Below are 20675 nucleotides of genomic sequence, written 5' to 3'. Positions count from 1 at the left end.
AGGAGATCCAACTTGGCCAAAACCGCCCGTAAGAAGGCTGAGCCGAAGCAACTGACCACTGCCCAGCGTCTCGACAGCATCATCAAGTCCGCCCGCAAGATCATGCGGAAGGACAAGGGGCTGAACGGCGACCTCGATCGGTTGCCGATGCTCACCTGGATCATGTTCCTGAAGTTCCTCGACGACATGGAGCGGATCGAGGAGGGACGCGCGGAGCTCGCAGGCAAGGACTATCGCCCGATCATCGAGGCTCCTTATCGCTGGCGCGACTGGGCGGCGGATGCGGATGGCATCACAGGCCCGGACCTCCTGTCGTTTCTCGTTTCCGAGATGACGGAGCGTCCGGACGGCACCCGCGGCCCGGGACTCTTCGCCTATCTCCGAGGCTTGCGCGGCGACAATGGGCGGCGAGAGCGGCGCGACGTGATCGCCACGGTCTTCCAGGGCTTCGCCAACCGCATGGAGAGCGGCTACCTGCTGCGCGACGTGGTCAACCTGATCGACGGCATCCATTTCGACTCTTCGGAGGAAGTCCATACCCTTGGCCGCCTCTACGAGACGCTGCTGCGAGAGATGCGCGACGCGGCGGGGGACTCGGGCGAGTTCTACACGCCCCGCCCGGTCGTGCGGTTCATGGTTGAGGTGACCGATCCCAAACTGGGCGAGACCATCCTCGACCCGGCATGCGGAACCGGGGGATTTCTGACCGAGGCCTTCCAGCATCTCGAGCGCCAGGCAGACACGGTCGAGAAGCGGCGCATCCTGCAGGAAGACAGCTTCTTCGGTGGCGAGGCCAAGTCGCTGCCGTTCCTGCTGTCCCAGCTCAACCTCCTGCTGCACGGCCTGCACGCCCCGCGCATCGACCCCGGCAACGCCCTTCGCTTCCGCCTGGCCGAGATCGGCGAGGATCAGCGGGTCAATGTCATCCTGACCAATCCGCCATTCGGCGGCGAGGAGGAGGCAGGCATCCTCAACAACTTCCCCGAGGACCGGCGCACGGCCGAAACGGCGCTGCTGTTCCTGCAACTGATCATGCGGCGGCTGAAGCGGGCCGGGCGCGGGCGGGCCGCGGTCGTCGTTCCGCACGGCACGCTGTTCGGCGATGGCATCTCGGCGCGGATCAAGGCGGACCTGCTCGAGAAGTTCAACCTGCACACGGTGGTCCGGCTGCGTGAAGGGGTGTTCGCGCCCTACACGGACATCCCGGCAAACCTGATCTTCTTCGATACGACCGGACCGACGAAGGACATCTGGTACTACGAGATGCCGCTGCCTGAGGGCCGCAAGAAGTACTCGAAAACTGCGCCCATGGCCTATGAGGAGTTTGCGGACTGCCTCGCCTGGTGGAAGAAGCGCGAGCCGAACGAGCGCGCCTGGAAGGTCTCGGCCGCTGACCTGATCCAGCGCGACGATCAGGATCGTGTCGTCGCCTGCAACCTGGACATCAAGAACCCCCATTCCGGTGAGGTCGTCGATCACCGTGCACCGGCCGAGATCGTGGACGCGATCATCGCACAGGAACAGCGGATCATCGGCATCATGGACGAGATCAAGGCCGTGCTTGCGGAGCGCGTGTGATGTGGGGATCGATTGCCATTTCGGACTTCCTGACCAAATCCGAAAGCTGGGTACCTGTCGAACCTGACGGTCAGTACAAGCAGATCACGGCGCGACTATGGGGAAAGGGCCTGACGCTTCGCGGTGAAGTTCCGGGCAGCGCAATCGCCGCTGCGCGACAGTACTGTGCCAAGGCCGGCCAATTTCTGCTCTCGCGGATTGATGCTCGCCACGGCGCCTATGGAATCGTTCCCGAGGAATTGGACGGCGCCTTGGTCAGCAACGATTTCCCTTGCTTCGACATCGACGCCTCAAAAGTACTGCCGCACTACTTCGAGTGGTACTCACGCACTCCCGAGTTCATCGACCTGTGCCGTCGGGCAAGCGAAGGATCGACGAATCGGGTGCGCATGAAGGAAGACAAGTTCCTGAGAATGATGGTCCCGCTTCCGTCCCTCGGCGAACAGCGTCGCATCGTTGAAAAGCTCGACCGGGTCGCGGCGCTGGTGGACGAACGCCGCAGCGCCATCGAGGCGGCCGAGCGCGAAACGCAGGCGCTGCTGCTGAAAGCTTTCCAGCGCGCCATCGACGGCGCTCCCCTGCGCCCCATGGCCGAGGTCGCGCCGCTGGTGCGCAGGCCGGTCGAGATCGATCTTGACGCGAGCTATCCAGAGCTCGGCGTCCGTTCGTTCGGCCGCGGTACTTTTCACAAACCCGATCTGCTGGGCGCGGACCTGAGCTGGCAAAAGCTCTTCCTTGTTCAGCAAGGCGACCTCGTGTTCAGCAACATCAAGGCTTGGGAGGGGGCCTTCGCGGTGGCTGGCCCCGATGACCATGGGCGGGTCGGCTCGCACCGCTACCTGACATGCGTTCCCACTCAGGGGCTCGCGACAGCCGATTTCATCTGGTTCTACCTCCAGACCTCTGAAGGTCTCGGCAAGGTCCAATCCGCATCGCCCGGAAGTGCCGACAGGAACCGCACTCTAGGGCAAGGAGCGCTGGAGGCGATCACTGTTCCGACGCCACCGATCGGCCGCCAGCAATGGTTCAACCGTCTGCATGCGAGGGCCCGCGAAGCCCGCACCATCCGTGCTAGCACTGCGCAGGATGTCCAGGCCCTGATCCCAGCCATGCTGCACGAGACATTTGGTAGGCAGCATCAGGCGGCGTGAGAATCGGACGGCTTATTTATCTGACGCCGTTCCGGCCCAGAGTCTTGTATCTGGGCTCGGCGTCCGTTTGCCATTTGGGAGGTCGAAACGCAGCAAGCCGGCTTTTCGGTTAGTCGTCGCGATCTTGTTGAGGTGTGTGGTCCGCACCGGCACTAGCTCCATCACCTCACTGGCAAGTGGACCGAACGCGACCCCTGGTCTCTGTGAAACCGTCTGCAACAGGAGTTCGGTCGCCCAACCGACATGAGCAGAGCATCCGACCCCGTCGCGATCGGTCTCGAACGCGATGATCTGGTCCTCTGGAAACAGCTGCGACTGCCTGCTTTCCTCGGTCTGAATGGCGTGGCGCGTGCGGACAGCTTCCTTCTCCACCTTTTCCTGAACGGTCCGGAAAACCTCGACGCCGATCCCACTATGAGTGCCGAGTATGAGCCGCATCTTGATCCGATCCTCGCGCGGCTTTCGGATCGCCATATCGGTCAGGTAGGTGGCGACCCGGGCCTCCTTCATCTTGGCCTTCAGGAGCTGCAGGATCTTGGTCTCGTTCGAGCCCTCCGGCATCGCCTCGAATGCATCCTTCCAAGCAGGATCCGCCAGGAACCGACCGACGGATGCCGCAACTCCATCCCAGCCAGCGTGCCTGTTCACCTCTTCAGCCATGAAGTTGAAAAGGAATTCGCCGTTCAGGCTCCGCAGGAACTCAAAAACCTTGGCGGATTCAACATTCCAGCCGGTTGGATCGATGAATGTGAAGGTGAAGCCGTCCCGGCAGGCAGCGCGTATGCCGTCGAGGTTGTCTTCGAACTGGCCTGAGAACACCTGAATGTCGAACTCCGGCTTCTGGGCTGCGAACTCCCGCAATTTCGCGACGGATGCAGGGTTCCGTTCGCAGAACCGAAAACGGACCTTGAGGCCGGGACGTCCCATATCGAGCAAAGATCGCCGAACCGTTTCCAATGTTTCGATGGCCTGAGAAAACGAGGCGTCGGAATACCTGTTAGTGTCAGATACCCGCCAAGGGCCCGCGAAGGCGTCCACGAAGTTGAAGACCGGCGATCTGCCTTGGAACAACTTGTAGGCTGCGGACTCGAGATACTTGTTGAGAAACAGATGCTTGATGAAGGACTGCTCGCGCCCGTGATAGTTTTCTATCTTGGGCGGCATCAGGCATCCTCGGGCTGCAGGGCGCGAATGATAGGTTCGGGAACGATCTGCCAGGGAAAGCCATTCCACTCTTCACCGTCGAGAAGGCGCCCGCCGGATTTCGGTCTTGCGCCGCCCCACTGCTTGAAGAAAAACGCGACGTCGTCACGTCCGCACATGTCCCGGATCTGGCGGACCCAGCTCTCGTCCATCGGCCGAGCCCGAGGCCCACTCTCGCCGCCGACGATGGCCCAAGCGACGCCCTGCAGATCAACATCCCCAACCGGTCCGAGCAACGGCTCGAACGAGATGAAGCGCGCGTCGGAATTGATCTGCTTCAGGTGCTCAATCCGGCTCGCATGCGCGGCGTCCTCGACAGAAACGCCGAGCCATATGTGGCGAGGGACCGGCCGTTCATGATACCGCTTTCGAACGTAGTTGCGCATGAGCGAGCTGCGCTTGGTCAGCACCTGGTAGACGTGCCAGTCCGCCTGCTCCATGGCGTCGAACACAGCGTCGAGGAATGTACGGTCGATGTCCTTGTGGAAGAGGTCGCTCATTGAGTTGACGAAGATCATCCGCGGCTTCTTCCAGAGCACGGGCTGCTTCAGCCTCGACGGCCAGAGTGTCAGGTCAAAGCCCTGCTCGTAGGGGTGTCCAGGGATTCCACGCCAGCGCTCTGCGAACCGCTCGGCGTAGCAGTTGTCACAACCGGGACCGACCTTGGTGCAGCCCGTCACCGGGTTCCACGTCGCGTCCGTCCATTCGATGTCTGACTTCTGGGCCAACTGCTCGCCTCACACTTTTTCACAACGGTAACACGCGGTTGACTCAGCACAAAGCACGAACAGCGGCTGAGGTGAGATTGGTCCCAGCCGCAGCCGAACCAGCGCGCAACGGGCGACGTTCGATCTCTGTTCCATCCGCCATCCAGATGAATTTTCCAAATCGCGTGCATCACGGACTTCGAAAGATCAATTGAAAGCAATGATTTAAAGCTGTTCACCGAAAGCGCGGCGGTTAACAGGTCCGGAGAATATCGGCCCGGAGAGAACGCGTGTCCGCCCTTCGGGGCGTAGGCCGGTTAACAGCCCAACCCGCATAACCCTCGAAAACAACGAGGAAATCCAGCCGCGGCCGGATCGGGAGAACGCTTTCGCGGGGGCAAGTGGCGGACCGGGTGGGATTCGAACATACGCCGAAGTAATCGGCTTGCGCTTGGCTACGCCGTGAGCGATGTCGGCTTTCGGGACGCCGCAAGCGGCAGTCGAACGGCCAGAAAGGGGCGCCTTGCCGAACGGCTGCCTGGAGCGCACCCCTCCCGCGGGCATGTTCGTGCATGCGGCGTCTTGCAGATGGGCCGGTTCCGACACCGATGAAGACAGCGTAGGCGCTCGCGAACTAACTTTAAGGGGCTGCGGGCGTGCCGGCCCCTCCGCTCGCTCAGAGCGTTCGCGCAAAGCAAGCCCTCCAGATTGCCGGCCGCGTTCCATTAGATTTCACTGTACACTCAAGATTATTACACCCGATCAAATGTGCTCGGCAGGATAATCAAGTCGCGAATGGTCACGCCGCGTCGTCGCGAGAGCATGAACACGATTGCCTCGGCGACGTCTTCTGGTTCGATCAAGCCGCCTATCTCTCGAGCCTTGCGCAGATTTTCCTCAGGCCAATCGGCCAATAGCGCCGAGACCACAGGACCGGGCGAAATCTGAGCGACTCGAATGTCGCTAGATGCCAACTGCCGGCGCATACACTGCACGAAACTTGTAATCGCCCACTTCGACCCCGAGTAAATAGGCTCCCAGTATGTAGGGAAGTGGCCTGCAACCGAGCACGTGACTATGATGTCGCCGGTGCCGCGCTCCTGCATATGAGGACAGATGGCATGCACGTTTTTCATCACCGCATTCACATTGAGGTTGAGCATGCGATCAATGGCATCAGGCGTCGTGTCTGTGAGATCGCCACCGATATAGGTACCTGCATTGCAGTGAAGAATGTCGATATGTGAGACGACCTCAAGGATTTCCGGCACCATTTGTGCGCAACTTGTGGGGTCAAGAAGGTCTGTGACATGGTAGCAAGCCTTACTGCCAAGTTCGGACGTCAATTCTTTCAGGGCACTTTCATTCCGGTCAACCATCACAACCTGGGCGCCCTCGGCCAGTAGGGCCCTCGTGGTTGCGAGCCCTATGCCCGATGCGGCGCCTGTCACAACGGCAATCTTGTCTGCGAATGCGTCTGGCATGTGGTTCTCCCGACTGTCTGCACCCTGAACAGCCTAGCTTTGTCCACTGACGCAGAGTAGTCATCCCATTCAAAATCCTCGGGTGTCAAAAAAATCCGCGCCATTTGGGCTGGCCTTGCGGTCTTCGCTATCGCGGTCCTGCCTGCCGCGTCCACTGCCACCAAGCATCATGCGTCGCCGTGCCAAATGGCAGTAATCTGAGTTTCTGCCGCCGGAGGCGTTGCCTCCACTGCTGCTGGCTACACCCGTCGAGCCTATTCCCGCGCAAAAATTTGTCGATGAGCCAACCTTCCCTGGACGGCCTAGGTGCCCCATGAAACCCTGCCATCGCATTTCATTTTGAATTACCCTGGCAGCGCGCAAGCCAAAAGCTGCGCACGACCCTCCAAGGTCAGCCCCTGCGTAACGCCCCCATGTGCGCAGGGGTCTTTTTGCGCTGAGAACTTTGTTGGCCGCGCCTCTGACCCTGCCGACGAAAGGCGAGAGCGGCCTTGACCTGGCTAATTGTGACGCCCTGATCTGCCGCGAGGTCTGCCTCCGACATGCCGGGATTGGCTTCAAGGGCGCGGCGAATGCGTTCGGCTTTGTTGAGTTTGATGGCGATGCTCATTGTGGTCTCGGTCTTCTGAGTGACACGAGCATATGACGTGAACAAAAACAGAACAAGTGCTTGACGGCGAGCGGACTCGGTTCTTGACTATCCTGCCCATCAACAGGAGGCGGACATGCCGAGCACATGGACCTGGGTCTACCGACATCGCAATCCAAATCATCCCGATCTCCGCGGCATGTGGCCCAATGAAGCCGAGGCCAGAGAGTGCAATGGACTGCTTTTGGTGCCGATGTACGATCCGCATCGCGGTGAAGTGCTGCGCGACTGGTGGGAGCTGCGGCACAAGGCCAGTGGAGAGGCCTTGCTCTTTATCCGCGCTGAGGGCGACGAGCTGGCGGAAGAGTACGCGACACCTGTGGCCGAGAAAGCCAACTGGGCCTACATGCGAGAGGTACCAGAGTGGTCAGCGCCACCGCATTCGCTGCAGTTGATTGACTACCTTCGCTCGACATCAGGCGTATTTTACGAACCAAACTTTGGCTCGCTCTTCAAGAAGATGACCAGCGAACAGGATGCTCAAGATTGGGACCAAGATGTGCCCTATGCTGGGCGCCATTGAGCTGAAAACGACGCGAGGGTGAGGCTGTGTAATTGGTGTTCGAACCTACACCAGTGATTTGGGCAAGTCCGGTTCGAGCCACCGATATCCGCTGGCGATTGAAAAATCTCGGCCTACAAAAAGAGAAGCTTGAAAAAAACGAAGGGCGATCAGTCCGCGACCGCCCCCAGCGTCAAATCACGCTTTGGCTTGGAACCACCCGCTAGTGCTGGGTGGTTGAAGGCAGGTGCCACACTCTCGCCGCGATGCGGCGAGGATTGGACACTGGGACCCTGGCGGTCGCTTGACTCCTTGTCTGGCCACTGCGCCTGGCGGCGCCTGGCCGGCCGCTCCGCAGCCTAAAGAGCGGGTGAGGGTAATGTGGCCAGGCAAGGCGTCAACCGATCTCTCTGGAATTTGGAAACCGGTCTTCTGTTCTGGCGGAGGTGCTCAGACACCCGCTACCGCATCGTTAGAGTGTCGGCGCAGACCATAAAGTCGCTCCGGGGCGCATGGTGACTCGGTTGAAGATCGCCACGGTTGGACTGGTGTCGGTCCCCGCGATCTTTGCGACCGCAGGGACCGTCTTCTTGTTAAGCCAAAGGCGCACTGTGCAGCGGCCGAACTCGGTCAGTAACTCCCACCAGCTGCGGCGGATACTTCGGCGGACGCGCCAAAAGCGCATTTGCGAATTTTGGAAAGACCGCCGCGAGCAAACGACTGTACTGTTGCTCGACTTTCCGCGTCGTGCTGCCCTGAAGAACCCGCAGGCGGCGCATAATATCATCAGGCAGAGCCTTCGCCTGCTCCGGATACAGGTCCAGCAAATTGATCGTCCTGCGCAGCCAGAATGCGCCGGTCTTGGCATTGAGCAAGGCTTCGGTCCGTTTGGACAACTGGTCGGGCAGCCTCGCCTGCTGCGGATTGTCGATCAACCCGTCCAGTGCCGACAGCCATGCCATCATGATAGGCAATCCATCTTCAGCGGCTATTGCCGTCCCCGGAGCCACGCAAACCCGAAACAGCTTGCGATAAGCATTGGCCATCTCCTGCATGCCTGCTCCTTGTGCCGCATTCTCGCGCAGGGTTTTGGCCGCCGCTGCCGCTTCAGGACCAATCTGCTCCAACCACGCCCTGCCGAAGGCGGAAGCATTTGCCTCCCGCCGATCAGCCGGAGAGATCAGGATATCATTGAGACCGACCATATTGTGTTTCCAGACACAGTAGCTGCCGCGGTCACCGAGGCGCGGTGCAATCCGAAACTGATGCAGTTTCAGCTCGCCGGCCGCCTGGCTCGCTTCGACGGCTGCCTCGGACACAGCCAGGATGCTGCCGCCATTGCTGACCACGAGATCGGTGAAGGCTGCACTAGTCAGCTTGCTTGTGGCCGACAAGCTGGTCACCCAGACCAGATCAATATTGCGCTTCTGGTAAAATGCCTGCCGGCCGACGATGGTCTCAAGGCTGGGCCGCGCCACCTGGACCTCAAAAGAAACCTCCTGTTCGCCGAAACGGGCGAACACATCCGCCCGGCGGCCAGGTTCATCGCCGCCGAAAATGGTCTTTTCGAGTGTGATGTCGCTGAACCAGTCATCAGCCTTGAGGCAGATCTCGAGCAGGCGCTTTGCCTCCCGATGGTTCCAACCTTCCTGCTGTCCGCCGAACTGGACAGCGCCCAGATCGTGGATATCGGGACCAGCGTACCACGAACAGGCTTTGGCGTCGGCACGAAGGGCATGGACGAAGAAACTGGTCCGCTCGCCCGAGCGGCCATTGCGCCGGAACCGGAGGGCGACCTCGGCATTGCAAGCGCCGCAGCGATATTCGGTCCGCTGATCTGCCTGGGTGTCGCGGCTCTGGACGCGCAGCGCGTGCCCCGTGAGGCCGGTGAGATCGGAGAGAGCCTCCGCCGAGCTAAGGCGCACGGTCCCGGTTCCGGTGGTTTTGGTGACGGTGCGGATCGCGCGTTGAGTGAGTGTTGGAGTCATTGTGGTGTTCCGTTCTGATTGCGTGATGGGTCAACATCTGGACGGATCCAGATCGTCTTGCTTGGATGATGAGTGGCCGAGCTAGTGGAGCAGCCGACGCGTTCGGCTTCCGCTGGCGGCGTCTAGCGCCTTGTGGAGCTTTCGTAGGCTTTTGATCTGCCCCTTGTGCGCGGCTTTCTCGAGAACCGACAGCAGGTCAGGCTCAAGCTTGCGCCGGGCGATTTCTTTTTTCGCTACGGCTAGGATCTCATATGCCGTCGGCCGCTGCATCTGGATCACGCGACACCGATCAACGACTGGTCGCGCCACACGACTGAGGTTATTGGCCAGCAGCAAAAAATTGACGTGACTGAGGTCGATCTCAGCCTGCAGGTACTTGTCCTTGTGATGACGCGCGACAGTGCGGTCGATCAGCCCAATCAAAGCCTCGCTCAGATTGGCAAAGCCGCCCTCGGCCATGTCGTGCAACTTGTCCACTTCGTCGATGACCACCAATGGATTGGCGACCCGGTGCCGCGCTAGGCCTTCAACGATGGCCGAGGGTCGCGCGGACTGGAAGACCACATCACTGCTGATCAGTTCAGCCGATGACGACAACGAGCTCCCGTCAATGTAGATGAGCGGCAGTCCGCTCAGCTCGGCAAGTTTTCTGGCGGCATGGGTTTTGCCCGTCCCAGGCTCCGACACAACCAGTGTCGGCTGCATGCTGAACCACACGGCGCCATCCTGCAAAGCCTGAGCGGCCGATGCCCAGATCGCCATGGCAAGGTCGCGAAAGCCTGGACAGCTGTCGTAGAAATTGGCGATGAGCAGTTCGAGCGCGTCAAAACTCCTTGGGCCCTCCAGCGTCATCCGTTCAGAGAGATCGTGATGGAATTTGGCGAGTTCCCTATGACGCTCATCAGCTCCGCCGCGCCGTTCCTTGCTGCCAAAATCCGGACGCGCGCAGACTCCCAGGACCGGTGTGAGCGTGTGATTGAGCCTGACGATCCGCGGCTTTCCCAGAGGTGGAGCATCCCTGTGCTGGCGCCGGATCTGGTGCTGCCGCAACCGGCGCTCGTGGTCGCGCCGGTCGTCGGCCAGATCGATATCGTCATCGCCGATCAGGCTGTCCAACAGGCCTGGTTCATCGATCTCAGCGACCGGCAGGTCCTCCGCCGGCTGTTCGGGTTCTGCGCAGAATTGCGGGTCTGTGGTCGGCGGCTTTTTGGGGCCGTCATCATTGTCGCTCGTGGTCATCATTCAAAACTTTCCAGGCGTCGGCCATCGCCCGCCAAGCAGGGGCGAAGGTGCGACGAAACATCAGGCGAGGGGGGATGCGTCTGCGGAAGGCCTGGTCAGCCGAAGCCGTGCGCCGGAACGGTCAAGACGTCCCGAGCGTCCACGCCGCCAAGAGCGTGACCAACCAAAAAAGCAGACGGGTACTATCAGCAGTGACTAGCTGCTGTTGCGCACCCCAAAATTGCTGGAAAGCTTGCGACGAATCTGTGCGTCGCCGTAAATGGCCTCAGCCATGTCGGTTCTCCTGTTACTGCAGGTTGGACCGCCTGGTTAGGCCGTTGGTGAGGGTGCAACCAAACCAACGGCCGCCTTATTGGCGGCCATAACTCCAAGGCGGAGTCATGCTTTGAGGCTGGCACGTCCGGAGCCTGCTGTCATCCGAGATTGAGAACAATGGTTAACGCGCGCCTGAGCCACGTTCGCTATTTGAACAAATCTCTGAGCAGCTGACCCCGAATTGAGCCGCGCATCGAGCCAGCCTCTATGCCGGTCAAATTGCCGGTCTTCCGAAAAGGCTCTAACCCCCATGATCCGTGGCTTTGCGGTGTGGAGTGGGGGGCCTTTGTGCCGATCTTTTTGCCGGTCTGTCCTGTCACCTAGAGCACAAGGCAGGACCTGCGAACTGGGCGCCGGCCAGTTTGTATATACCGCTGTGGCACTTGCCGCGTGAACGACCGCGGGATTTTCATGGGGTCGCTTTAGTGTCCGCGCAGTTGACGTGTGTGCGTGAGAATGGCCGAGCGACCATGAATATCTGGGTGATGAGCGATCTGCATATTGATACCGAGCGCCATACCGCCGCGACGACGCCGAAAGGGACCGACATCATCGTGGTTGCCGGCGACGTCGCGGACGGGCATCGCCTCTCCGCGAGCTGGCTGGCCCGGCATCTGGTGCCGCGCGGTTTGCCCGTCATCTACGTGACCGGCAATCACGACTACTATGGTCATGACCTCAACGATGATGCTGAGGCGCTCTATGCTGATTGCGGCGTTGAGCTGCTCAGTGCAAACCGCCCCGTACTGGACATTGCCGGTGTTCGGCTGATCGGTGCCACGCTCTGGACCGACTATTTGATCAATGGCGATGAGGCTGGCGCGCAATTCTGGGGCAAGCGTTCGATGCCGGACTTTTCGGCCATCGATACTGGCATGCGGCGCATTCGTCCCAATGACCTGGCACGGCTGCATCAGGAGCAGAGAGACATCATCGAAAACGCGCTGCCGGCGCCGTTCGATGGACCGACCGTAATTGTCACCCATCATGCGCCGCACCCGAAGAGCCTCAGGAGCGAGCGGTTCCGGGACGCAACCGACGGGTCCTTTGCCAGCGATCTTGAGCCCTTGATCCTTGCCCATCAGCCGAAGGCCTGGATTCACGGTCATGTGCATCATAGCCGGGACTACAGGGTGGGGCGTACGCGGGTCGTCTGCAATCCGCGCGGGTATTCGGTATCCCGGCGCAACGGGCGGGGCGATGGTGTTTCTCTTGAGAATCCGCGCTTTGATCCGCAGCTGGTCATCGAAGTCTAGCCCTCAGACATGTGTCCGCAGATGCGGCAAAAGTCGGCCACCCTCTTTGTCTGTTTCCCCCGCTGTGAGGAAATCCCGTGTTCCGCATCGGTTCCGGCCACCAGGAGGTTGACGCCGCTTCAAGCCACCTACACTCGCCCCCGCCCGGTCGCCATGGCGGCCGGGCCCAGCGCCGCAGGCGCAAGTGGCTTGAAACGGGGTCAAGTGCCCGACCCGGGTCCCATTGTCCAATGTGCGCCGCTCTGCGGCGCAAGCGATGCATCAACGCTACAATCGCCCAGCACTAGCGGGCGATTGACGAACCAAGCGTCATTTGACAATGGGGGGAGGGCACGGACCTTCTGGTGTGTGGCACGATCTGCGGCTTGCGATCGATTTATGTTCTGCGCTTCATCAGATTTCGACCACAAAATAGCGAGGCTGCTCACGGCCCCGTCTAAGCCGCTGGCACGGAGGATTGTGAGGCAGGGGGCCCCCACAACCCGTCGGGCAGGTGGGCGCCCCATTCCGGCCATTCAGCCGGCCTGGACCGTCTCCTGGAAGCTGTCCGTCTGAAGATATGTGGATGCAGTCCGAAACCAGTTTGCAGCTGAACCACAACTCAGATGTGTGCTGGTCGACTGGCGAGAGCCTCAAAGCTTCTTAGTATCACTTTGGGGCCGCTGGCGCGCTAGACGCTAAGGGCGGCCGGCGCTCTACTTCTGCCATCGGTCTCATTGACGCCTCGGAATCGAGCGGGCCGAACAGGAGGAATTCATGAACGTTCGCATATTGGCGGCATCTACCGCCGTTGGGCTATCCGAACAATTGGGATCGGACACGTTCCTGCATGTCGAGGTCGATGGGCTGGGGCTGATGATCGTGCGCACCGATGGTGAACAGACCTTCAGCCATGGCGACAAGGTCTGGCTCACTCCAGACCCCAACCGCATCTACAAGTTCGATGCGGCGGGGCTGGCGGTATACTGATGGCGTACCGGCTGGCTTGGCAGGAAATCTAGGGGACCCGATGAGTAGCATAGCCCCAGCAGTTGAACGCGTTGTGGTGCCCGAGGCCGACAGCTTCGTGGTCCGTCACGACGACTATCCTTGGCGTCACTCGGTGTGGAATTGCCACCGCGAAGTCGAGATTCACCTCATTACGCGATCCTACGGCACCCAGTTGGTGGGAGACCACGTAGGCGAATTCGCGCCAGGACAGCTTGTCGTCGTAGGAAGCTGGCTCCCTCATGACTGGGTTTCCCACCGAGGTCCTGAATGGCCAATAGAGGGACGCGATCTGGTTGTTCAATTCGACCCGGTCTGGATAGGTGGTTTGGCTGCCACTACCCCCGAGCTCAACGGGGTGGTTGAGATGATCGAGCGGAGCCGGCATGGACTGCAGATTGGCGGTCCGCATCTAAACGAGGCGAAGGCAATGATGCTTGAATTGCTCCGCCATTCTGGTGCGCGTCGGCTAGGACTGCTTATTGAGCTGTTGGGGGTCCTGGCCGCAGCTGACCAAGTCGAGGTTCTGTCGTCGGTTGTATTCGAAGACAATGCCCTGGCTGAGGACTACCGACGCACGCAGCAGGCGATCCTCATGATCAACTCGGACTATGCTGCACCGCTCCAACTTGCGGAAGTGGCCGAGCAGCTCGGTGTACGGGCCGATTATCTAAGCAAAGTTTTCCGCCGGAACGTGGGATATTCGTTTTCAGAGTATCTGATGAGAATCCGGCTCAATCGCGCCTGTCACCTTCTGCGCACAACCAAGATGAAGGTGTCTGAAGTGGGCTTTGAAAGTGGCTTCTCCAACCTCTCAAATTTCAATCGCCTGTTCGTCCGGCAAAACAGCATGACCCCGCGCGAATTTCGCCGGTCCATCCGATCCGAACCCGACCGCATGCAACCTGGAGCCGAATATGCCTCTCGCCCTAGTCCTTGAACGTCAGCATGAATTGGCCCTTCGCAATGTTGAACTGCCGCTTGAAGTTGGTCCCGGCTTGGTGAAGATCGCCGTGCACACGGTCGGGGTCTGTGGCTCTGACGTGCACTATTATACCCATGGCAGGATTGGTCCTTTTGTCGTCGCGGCGCCTATGGTACTCGGTCATGAGGCGGCGGGAACCATTCTCGAGGTCGGGGATGGCGTCAGCCACCTCAAAGTCGGTGACCGTGTTTGTATGGAGCCCGGAATTCCGGATCCCAATTCCCGGGCCAGCCGGCTGGGCATGTATAATGTGGATCCGGCGGTTCGGTTCTGGGCCACTCCGCCGATTCATGGGGTGCTGACACCCCAAATTGTCCATCCGGCCAACTATACTTTCAAACTGCCCGACAATGTGAGCTTCGCCGAGGGTGCGATGGTCGAGCCTTTTGCGGTGGGCATGCAGGCCGCATTTAAAGCTGGCATCAAACCCGGCGACACGGCCGTAGTGCTTGGTGCCGGCCCGATCGGCGTCACGGTGGCGCTGGCAGCACTTGCCGGCGGTTGCGCCCGCGTCATTGTCGGCGATTTGGCGCAGCCCAAACTCGATATCGCCGCGCAGTACCAAGGCATAATTCCGGTCAACATTCGCGAGAAGTCCATTGTCGATGAGGTGGCAATTCTCACCGAGGGCTGGGGCGCCGATGTGGTTTTCGAGTGCTCGGGCTCTCCTCATGCCTGGAAGACGATCATGGATTTGCCGCGTCCTGGCGGCGTCATCGTGGTTGTCGGGCTCCCGGTCGAACCGGTGGCGGTGGACATTGCTTGCGCCTCCACCAAGGAACTGCGTATCGAGAACGTGTTTCGCTACGCTCACCAATACGACCGCGCAATCGCATTGATTGCATCAGGCAAGGTGGACTTGAAGCCCTTGATCTCCGAGACATTTGCGTTCGAGGATTCCAAGGCGGCCTTCGATCGGGCCGTCGAGGCGCGCCCCACAGATGTGAAACTGCAGATCAAGGTGGCTGGATAGGTATTCCGTTGTTCCGGCAACGCCTGGGGAAGAGGCCATACAAGGAGAAACAGATGGATCTTGGTCTTAAGAACAAGGTTGCAATCATTACCGGAGGTACCGTTGGCATCGGCCTCGCCATAGCTGAAGGGCTTGCCGCTGAAGGCGCAAACGTTGTGCTTGCAGGCCGGGACGGCGAGCGCGGCAAGCGGGAGGCAGCGCGCATTACAAGCCAGTTTGGTGTCGGGGCAATCGCTATTGCCTGCGACGTGGCCACTGCGGAGGGATGCAACCATCTTATTGCTGGCGGGATGCGCCACTTCGGCGGCGTGGACATCCTGATAAACAACGCCGGTACCGGATCAAACGAGACAATTGCCGAGTCTGATGATGCTAAGTGGCAGTACTACTGGGATCTACACGTCATGGCCGCGGTCCGTTTAGCACGTGGCGTCGTTCCTTCGATGAAGGTTCGCGGTGGTGGAGTTGTCCTACACAATGCCTCAATTTGCGCCGTGCAGCCGCTTTGGTATGAGCCGATCTACAACACCACCAAAGCGGCGCTGCTAATGTTCTCAAAGACCCTCGCCAATGAAGTGGTAAAGGAAAACATCCGCGTCAACGCGGTCAATCCGGGTCTAGTGCTCACCTCTGACTGGATCAAAACAGCCAAGCAAATCGCCGGCGAGGATGGATACAAGTCTCACCTGCAGGCGGTAGCCGACGAGGCCGGCGGAATGCAGCGCTTCGCAACCCCACAAGAGTTGGCGAACTTCTTCGTCTTCTTGTGTTCGGACAAGGCCAGTTATTCGACGGGATCGTCCTATTTCGTAGATGGTGGATGGTTGAAGACAGTTTGAGTTAACCCTGCGGGCTTTGCCTTGAGCTGGGTCGCCGACGGGCCGCTGCGCAAACTGCGGCCTGGGCTAAGGAATGCTGCCAATCTGGCTCTCGGCCCATATGCATTGGTGGCAGTTTTCGAAATTGCTCGACGCAAACCGGACCGTCGGCACCCGGCCCCGCCTAAGGCGCTGGCGCGGTGATTGTAGGGCAGGGGCTTTTATAACTTGCCGGGCAGATGCGCGCCCCATGCACGAACCCGCTCCGCGGGAGGGCGTGCGCGGCTGGTTCAGCGTGATCGTTTAGGTCTTTGAGCGGCTGAGGTTGCAGTCGGACCATGGAGTTTCTTTCAACGAGAGGAACTCCCCATGGTTACGTCACCCACCATTTCACCGGTGTCGCCGCTCCGCCAACGCATGCAGCAGGACATGCTGATGCGCGGCCTGGGCGTCCACACCCAGCACGATTATGTGCGTCACGTCCGGCGCTTTGCCGCCTTCTTAGGGCAGAGCCCTGATGTGGCCACGGCAGACGATATCCGCCGCTACCAGCTCTTTCAGCATGAGAACGGCGTCAGCCCCTCCACGATCAACGGTGCCGTCTCGGCTCTGCGCTTCCTGTTCGACGTGACGCTGAAGCGGCGGGATCTGTCGCGGGCCCTGGTGATCACCCGCTATCAGCGCCAGCTGCCTGACGTGCTCAGCATCGATGAAGCCGGTCGGTTGCTCCAGGCGGCGCCGGGCATCAAGTACAAGGCCGCGCTCGGGGTCGCCTATGGCGCCGGCTTGCGCGTCTCCGAGGTCGCCCACCTCAAGGTCGACGATATCGACAGCGCCCGCATGCTGATCCGGATCGAACAGGGCAAAGGGCGCAAGGATCGCAATGCCATGCTCTCGCCCCAGCTGCTGGAGCTGCTGCGCCTGTGGTGGCGCGAGGGCAAGCAGCGGGGCGTGATGCTGCCCCATGGCTGGCTGTTTCCGGGGCGCTCGCGCACAGATCCGATCTCGTCACGGCAATTGCATCGCGCGGTGCAGGAAGCGGCCGAGGTTGCCGGCATCCGCAAGAAGGTCAGCCCGCATACCTTGCGGCACAGCTTTGCCACGCACCTTTTGGAGCAGGATGTCGACATCCGGGTCATCCAGGTGCTGCTCGGGCACTCCAAGCTTGAGACCACTGCGCTCTACACCAAGGTCTCGACCCGCACGATCCAGGCGGTCGCCAGTCCCCTCGACCGGCTGATGGCCCTGATGGAGGACAAGCCTCCACCCGCCTGATCCGGTGCGCCATACCATCGAGGTCGCCGATATCTTCCGGGCTGCCGGCCCCGCCTATCGCGTGGCCCATGCCGGGCACCTGAGCCTCAGCCAGCTCAAGGTCATGTCAGCGATCGAGGCTTGTCGCACCGCCGCTCTGGGTGGCCACGTCGAAGCCTGTTCCGACTGCGGGTATCAGCGCATCGCCTATAACTCTTGCCGCAACCGGCACTGCCCACGGTGCCAGGGCGCGGCGGCACGCACATGGTTGGAGGCCCAGGAGGCCAATCTCCTGCCGGTCGGGTACTTCCATGTGGTCTTCACGCTGCCCGCCCAGGTCGCCGACATCGCCTTCCACAACAAGGCGCTGATCTATGACCTGCTGTTCAAGGCGGCGTCCGAGACCATGCTGACCATCGCAGCCGACCCAAAGCACCTGGGCGTCCGTATCGGCATTACCGCTGTGCTTCACAGCTGGGGCTCGGCCATGACCCACCATCCGCACATCCACATGATCGTGCCGGGTGGCGGCCTCACACAGGATGGGCGGTGGATCTCGTCGCGCCCGGCCTTCCTGCTGCCGGTGCGGGTGCTCGGCGCGCTGTTCCGCCGCCTGTTCCTCACCCGGCTGCTTGATCTGCATAATGCCGGAAAGCTCGTCTTCTTCGGCAAGATGGCAGGGCTCAACGACCGCCGGGCCTTCGCCCGCCACATCGCCCCGGTCCGCAAGAAGCGCTGGGTGGTCTATGCCAAAGCGCCCTTTGCCGGGCCTGAGGCGGTGCTCGCCTATCTCTCGCGCTATACCCACCGGGTCGCCATCTCGAACAGCCGCCTCATCGCCTTCGACGGCAATGAGGTCACCTTCCGCTACAAGAACTATCGCTGCTCCGGCGCCGAAAGGCAGCAGGTCATGACCCTGGCCGCCGAGGAGTTCATCCGCCGCTTCCTGATCCACATCCTGCCGCGCGGCTTCCACCGCATCCGGCACTACGGCCTGCTCGCCGGTTCCGCCCGCAAGGACTGTCTCGCCCAGGCCCGGGACATGTTGGGGGTGGCACCGGTGCCGGACGAACCGCCGGCCGCCGAGGCCGCCCCGGACCCGTGCCCGCCTTGTCCCTGCTGCGGCGGCACCATGATGATCATCGAGACCTTCGCTGCATGGTGCCAGCCGCGGGGCCCGCCGACCGCGCGACCTCCAACCCGGGAGACCATCCATGACCCGGCATGATCCGCTCGTTCAAACGGCCGCGCCACATCGTGGGCCGACGGGATGGTTCGTGCCAGGCGCCACAGTGACCATGATCATGCACGCCAATCTCACCGACGCCGTCGTCGTTGATGCCCGGATGCAGTTCGAACGGCATTCAACAGGCAGGCGCACCACGCCATATGCTGCGGCTCACGGCCGCCGCCCGACCACGCCAAATCAGAAAACCCCATAGCCCGGCGCATGCGGACCGCGGGTTCCTGCATGGGGGGCTTTCGTACGCCAAACAGCGCCCGAAACCCTTCACCACAGCGGTCATTCAGACCGCGTTTGCGACGTCCCGATAGCTGCCATTCCGACCCAGATCATGTCGATGCCGGATTGGCTGAGCAGACCTGCCATGACGTGGTCGTACGCTGTGAGCATCGCGATCCGCTTCCTGGCATCGCGTAATACCTGTATGTCGCGCATGGTCAGGCGACTCGAACCCGTATGCCGACACGTTGAATCCTCGCATGCTTGGACAGACTTGTTTGCAAATCCCTAGACGCCGCGCTTATTGCCCCAGAGCAGCACGTGAAGCTGTGGCAATACCCGCGCCTGGAACCATCGGTCTTGAGTAACCTTGTCCACCAGCCATTCCATGCGCTGCATGACGCCATCGATGTCTACGGGGCCGTCCACCGCATCGGCCGAGGGCGGCGTGTGGTTGCCCGGCTGGAGATAGGTCGGCAGGTGCGGATAGCGGGCTGCGACGTCTCGAGCAAAGTCATAATCCGCATCGCCGAAAACCACCAACTTGAGCACCGTCAGCGGCTTGCCTTGCGCGGCGTCGAGGCAAGCCTCGAATTGTGCCCTGTCGACGCTCATCCGGCTTGACGGCGGCTTGGGGCTCAGCACCAGGACGTCCAGCATCGAGAACCAGTCCCGGGCCATCGAACCCTGCGTTTCCAGGGCGAAGCGATAGCCGTCCTGGTGGCCGCGTGCGATCAGGTCGCCCAGCGGCTGGATCGCGGGATTGCCGCCGGACAGCGACACCATCAGCGGCTCGCCGCCCGACAGGACCCGGACCTGTGCCCAGATCTGCTCTATCGACATTGGCCGCCAGTCGTCACGGAAGCGACTGTCTACGGCATGCAGGCTGTCGCACCAGGCGCAACGGTAGTCGCATCCACCGGTTCGCACGAACACGGTCGGCTGGCCGATCAATACGCCTTCGCCCTGAATCGTCGGCCCGAAGATCTCACTGATGCGGATACCGGGCGGCTCCACGGCGCTCACGGCCTGTACTCCGCCCAGGTTTTGGCGGTCTCGCTGACGCGTACGGCAGAGGCTTCGGGCAGTCGCTGCTTGCACCAGTCATAGAAGTATTGGGCGAGATATTCGGCAGTGACCCGATCATGGCCCAGCACATCGTTGAGATGGCGATGGTCGAATGCCTCGTCGATGTGCCGTTTGAGGACTGACAGGTCCTGGTAATCGCGCACGAAGCCATGCTCATTCAGCTCATCGGCGGTCAGTTCGACTTCCACGATGTAGTTGTGCCCATGCAGCCGAGCGCATTGGTGGTCAGGCGGAAGCGACGCGAGCTGATGGGATGCCGAGAAATGGAATTCCTTGGTGATGCGAAACGTCATGCGCGTTTCGCCTCTACGGCATCACGCCAGAAGTCGGCATCGGCATAGGGTGTTGGATCCGGCAGCCGGGCCAGGTCGAAGGCTTCCCGACGCTCGACGCAGGTGCCGCAACGTCCGCAATGTATCTCCCCGCCCTTGTAGCAGGACCAGGTCTGATCGAAGGGCGTTGCATGCCGTGCGCCCTCGGTCACGATGTCGGCCTTGGACACGTTTACGAACGGCGCGTAAAGGCGGACGTTGGCATAGCCGTCGAGCGCACGGTCCTGCATCGCCTGGAAGGCGTCAATGAAATCAGGCCGGCAATCGGGATAGATGAAGTGATCGCCGCCGTGGACGGCAACGCCGACTGCCTCGTCCTGTCGCGCCGCAGCGACACCGAAGGCTATCGCCAGCATGATGGCGTTGCGATTGGGCACCACCGTGATCCGCATCGATTCTTCGGCATAGTGGCCGTCGGGAACGGCAACATCGTCGGTGAGCGCGGAACCGCTGAGTTGGCGGCCGATGTCACGGATGTCGATGACCTGGTGCGGGACGCCAAGCCGTTGTGCGCAGGCCGCGGCAAAGCCGAGTTCCTTGCTGTGCCGCTGTCCGTAGTCGAACGAAACGAGGCCTGTGAGAGTTTGCTCGGCCGCCACCTTGTGCGCGAGCGAAACCGAGTCCAATCCGCCGGAGCAGATGACGAGAGTTTTCAAAATGTTGATCCTTGTTTTGACCGGGTAAGGCTGCGACCGGAGAT

General features: G+C 61.0%; 21 protein-coding genes. 11 read left to right on the top strand and 10 right to left on the bottom strand.

Annotated elements, in window-relative coordinates; genetic code table 11:
* Window positions 1-12: 12 nt before the first annotated feature.
* Complete coding sequence (locus GO014_RS05235; protein ID WP_205029880.1) at window positions 13-1578, top strand: class I SAM-dependent DNA methyltransferase; 1566 nt, start codon at window positions 13-15, stop codon at window positions 1576-1578.
* Window positions 1578-2729, top strand: a complete 1152-nt coding sequence (locus tag GO014_RS05230; RefSeq protein WP_147405728.1) for a restriction endonuclease subunit S domain-containing protein — start codon at window positions 1578-1580, stop codon at window positions 2727-2729. The genes GO014_RS05235 and GO014_RS05230 overlap by 1 nt, the downstream gene beginning before the upstream one ends.
* Before the next feature lie 12 nt (window positions 2730-2741).
* Here GO014_RS05230 and tcmP read toward each other — a convergent pair whose 3' ends face one another.
* The 4 genes from tcmP to GO014_RS05210 form a co-directional block, all read right to left on the bottom strand.
* Window positions 2742-3893 (bottom strand): three-Cys-motif partner protein TcmP, encoded by a 1152-nt coding sequence (gene tcmP / locus GO014_RS05225; protein ID WP_157289357.1) that lies wholly within the window; start codon window positions 3891-3893, stop codon window positions 2742-2744.
* Complete coding sequence (locus tag GO014_RS05220; RefSeq protein ID WP_119001112.1) at window positions 3893-4660, bottom strand: DUF5131 family protein; 768 nt, start codon at window positions 4658-4660, stop codon at window positions 3893-3895. Before GO014_RS05220 ends, tcmP begins: the two co-directional genes overlap by 1 nt.
* Window positions 4661-5391: 731 nt before the next feature.
* Entirely contained in the window at window positions 5392-6123 is a 732-nt protein-coding gene (locus tag GO014_RS05215; protein ID WP_157289356.1) for an SDR family oxidoreductase, read from the bottom strand.
* Between the two features lie 391 nt (window positions 6124-6514).
* Entirely contained in the window at window positions 6515-6733 is a 219-nt protein-coding gene (locus tag GO014_RS05210) for a hypothetical protein (RefSeq protein WP_157289355.1), read from the bottom strand.
* Between the two features lie 115 nt (window positions 6734-6848).
* On the opposite strand from GO014_RS05210, the gene GO014_RS05205 reads away from it, so the two are divergent.
* Entirely contained in the window at window positions 6849-7295 is a 447-nt protein-coding gene (locus GO014_RS05205) for a hypothetical protein (protein WP_157289354.1), read from the top strand.
* A 572-nt stretch (window positions 7296-7867) separates the two neighbouring features.
* Here the strand turns inward: GO014_RS05205 and GO014_RS05200 are convergent.
* Window positions 7868-9262, bottom strand: a complete 1395-nt coding sequence (locus GO014_RS05200; RefSeq protein WP_157289353.1) for a competence protein CoiA family protein — start codon at window positions 9260-9262, stop codon at window positions 7868-7870.
* Between the two features lie 81 nt (window positions 9263-9343).
* The gene (locus GO014_RS05195) at window positions 9344-10378 is read right to left on the bottom strand and encodes an AAA family ATPase (protein ID WP_157289352.1); all 1035 of its coding nucleotides are present in this window, start codon (window positions 10376-10378) and stop codon (window positions 9344-9346) included.
* Window positions 10379-11289: 911 nt separating this feature from the next.
* Between GO014_RS05195 and GO014_RS05190 the strand changes: the two genes are divergently transcribed.
* The 8 genes from GO014_RS05190 (at window position 11290) to GO014_RS05155 (ending at window position 18534) form a co-directional block, all read left to right on the top strand.
* Entirely contained in the window at window positions 11290-12075 is a 786-nt protein-coding gene (locus GO014_RS05190; protein ID WP_157289351.1) for a metallophosphoesterase, read from the top strand.
* Between the two features lie 756 nt (window positions 12076-12831).
* Window positions 12832-13044, top strand: coding sequence for a TOBE domain-containing protein (locus tag GO014_RS05185; protein WP_157289350.1), 213 nt, complete (start codon window positions 12832-12834; stop codon window positions 13042-13044).
* 76 nt (window positions 13045-13120) lie between these two features.
* The gene (locus GO014_RS19505; protein ID WP_157289349.1) at window positions 13121-14002 is read left to right on the top strand and encodes a helix-turn-helix domain-containing protein; all 882 of its coding nucleotides are present in this window, start codon (window positions 13121-13123) and stop codon (window positions 14000-14002) included.
* A complete protein-coding gene (locus GO014_RS05175; RefSeq protein WP_157289348.1) occupies window positions 13980-15020 on the top strand; it encodes an NAD(P)-dependent alcohol dehydrogenase in 1041 nt (346 codons plus the stop codon). The genes GO014_RS19505 and GO014_RS05175 overlap by 23 nt, the downstream gene beginning before the upstream one ends.
* Window positions 15021-15073: 53 nt before the next feature.
* On the top strand, window positions 15074-15859 hold the full coding sequence (locus tag GO014_RS05170; protein WP_157289347.1) for an SDR family NAD(P)-dependent oxidoreductase: 786 nt from the start codon (window positions 15074-15076) through the stop codon (window positions 15857-15859).
* 348 nt (window positions 15860-16207) lie between these two features.
* Window positions 16208-17113: a tyrosine-type recombinase/integrase gene (locus GO014_RS05165; protein ID WP_157289346.1), complete on the top strand. Its 906-nt coding sequence runs from the start codon at window positions 16208-16210 to the stop codon at window positions 17111-17113.
* A 4-nt stretch (window positions 17114-17117) separates the two neighbouring features.
* Window positions 17118-18320, top strand: coding sequence for an IS91 family transposase (locus tag GO014_RS05160; protein WP_425482054.1), 1203 nt, complete (start codon window positions 17118-17120; stop codon window positions 18318-18320).
* Entirely contained in the window at window positions 18307-18534 is a 228-nt protein-coding gene (locus tag GO014_RS05155; protein ID WP_157289345.1) for a hypothetical protein, read from the top strand. The genes GO014_RS05160 and GO014_RS05155 overlap by 14 nt, the downstream gene beginning before the upstream one ends.
* A gap of 80 nt (window positions 18535-18614) precedes the next feature.
* Here GO014_RS05155 and GO014_RS19610 read toward each other — a convergent pair whose 3' ends face one another.
* From GO014_RS19610 to queC, 4 genes are all read right to left on the bottom strand, one after another.
* Entirely contained in the window at window positions 18615-18770 is a 156-nt protein-coding gene (locus GO014_RS19610; RefSeq protein ID WP_082903549.1) for a 3-methyl-2-oxobutanoate hydroxymethyltransferase, read from the bottom strand.
* A gap of 72 nt (window positions 18771-18842) precedes the next feature.
* The gene (queE, locus tag GO014_RS05145) at window positions 18843-19598 is read right to left on the bottom strand and encodes a 7-carboxy-7-deazaguanine synthase QueE (protein ID WP_157289821.1); all 756 of its coding nucleotides are present in this window, start codon (window positions 19596-19598) and stop codon (window positions 18843-18845) included.
* Entirely contained in the window at window positions 19577-19936 is a 360-nt protein-coding gene (gene queD / locus GO014_RS05140) for a 6-carboxytetrahydropterin synthase QueD (RefSeq protein ID WP_157289344.1), read from the bottom strand. The genes queE and queD overlap by 22 nt, the downstream gene beginning before the upstream one ends.
* Entirely contained in the window at window positions 19933-20631 is a 699-nt protein-coding gene (queC, locus tag GO014_RS05135; protein ID WP_157289343.1) for a 7-cyano-7-deazaguanine synthase QueC, read from the bottom strand. The genes queD and queC overlap by 4 nt, the downstream gene beginning before the upstream one ends.
* Window positions 20632-20675 lie beyond the last annotated feature (44 nt).

Origin of the sequence: Devosia marina (assembly GCF_009758415.1) — a bacterium.
Classification (GTDB): Bacteria; Pseudomonadota; Alphaproteobacteria; order Rhizobiales; family Devosiaceae; genus Devosia; species Devosia marina.
The sequence above is the reverse complement of the archived record's forward strand: the minus strand, read 5'-3'. Positions and strand labels throughout refer to the sequence as shown.

Coding starts and splice junctions, on each gene's coding strand:
- GO014_RS05230 (WP_147405728.1), top strand. CDS start 1,578: ATGTGGGGATCGATTGCCATTTCGGACTTCCTGACCAAATCCGAAAGC.
- tcmP (WP_157289357.1), bottom strand. CDS start 3,893: ATGCCGCCCAAGATAGAAAACTATCACGGGCGCGAGCAGTCCTTCATC.
- GO014_RS05215 (WP_157289356.1), bottom strand. CDS start 6,123: ATGCCAGACGCATTCGCAGACAAGATTGCCGTTGTGACAGGCGCCGCA.
- GO014_RS05210 (WP_157289355.1), bottom strand. CDS start 6,733: ATGAGCATCGCCATCAAACTCAACAAAGCCGAACGCATTCGCCGCGCC.
- GO014_RS05205 (WP_157289354.1), top strand. CDS start 6,849: ATGCCGAGCACATGGACCTGGGTCTACCGACATCGCAATCCAAATCAT.
- GO014_RS05200 (WP_157289353.1), bottom strand. CDS start 9,262: ATGACTCCAACACTCACTCAACGCGCGATCCGCACCGTCACCAAAACC.
- GO014_RS05190 (WP_157289351.1), top strand. CDS start 11,290: ATGAATATCTGGGTGATGAGCGATCTGCATATTGATACCGAGCGCCAT.
- GO014_RS05185 (WP_157289350.1), top strand. CDS start 12,832: ATGAACGTTCGCATATTGGCGGCATCTACCGCCGTTGGGCTATCCGAA.
- GO014_RS05175 (WP_157289348.1), top strand. CDS start 13,980: ATGCCTCTCGCCCTAGTCCTTGAACGTCAGCATGAATTGGCCCTTCGC.
- GO014_RS05170 (WP_157289347.1), top strand. CDS start 15,074: ATGGATCTTGGTCTTAAGAACAAGGTTGCAATCATTACCGGAGGTACC.
- GO014_RS05165 (WP_157289346.1), top strand. CDS start 16,208: ATGGTTACGTCACCCACCATTTCACCGGTGTCGCCGCTCCGCCAACGC.
- GO014_RS05155 (WP_157289345.1), top strand. CDS start 18,307: ATGACCCGGCATGATCCGCTCGTTCAAACGGCCGCGCCACATCGTGGG.
- GO014_RS19610 (WP_082903549.1), bottom strand. CDS start 18,770: ATGCGCGACATACAGGTATTACGCGATGCCAGGAAGCGGATCGCGATG.
- queD (WP_157289344.1), bottom strand. CDS start 19,936: ATGACGTTTCGCATCACCAAGGAATTCCATTTCTCGGCATCCCATCAG.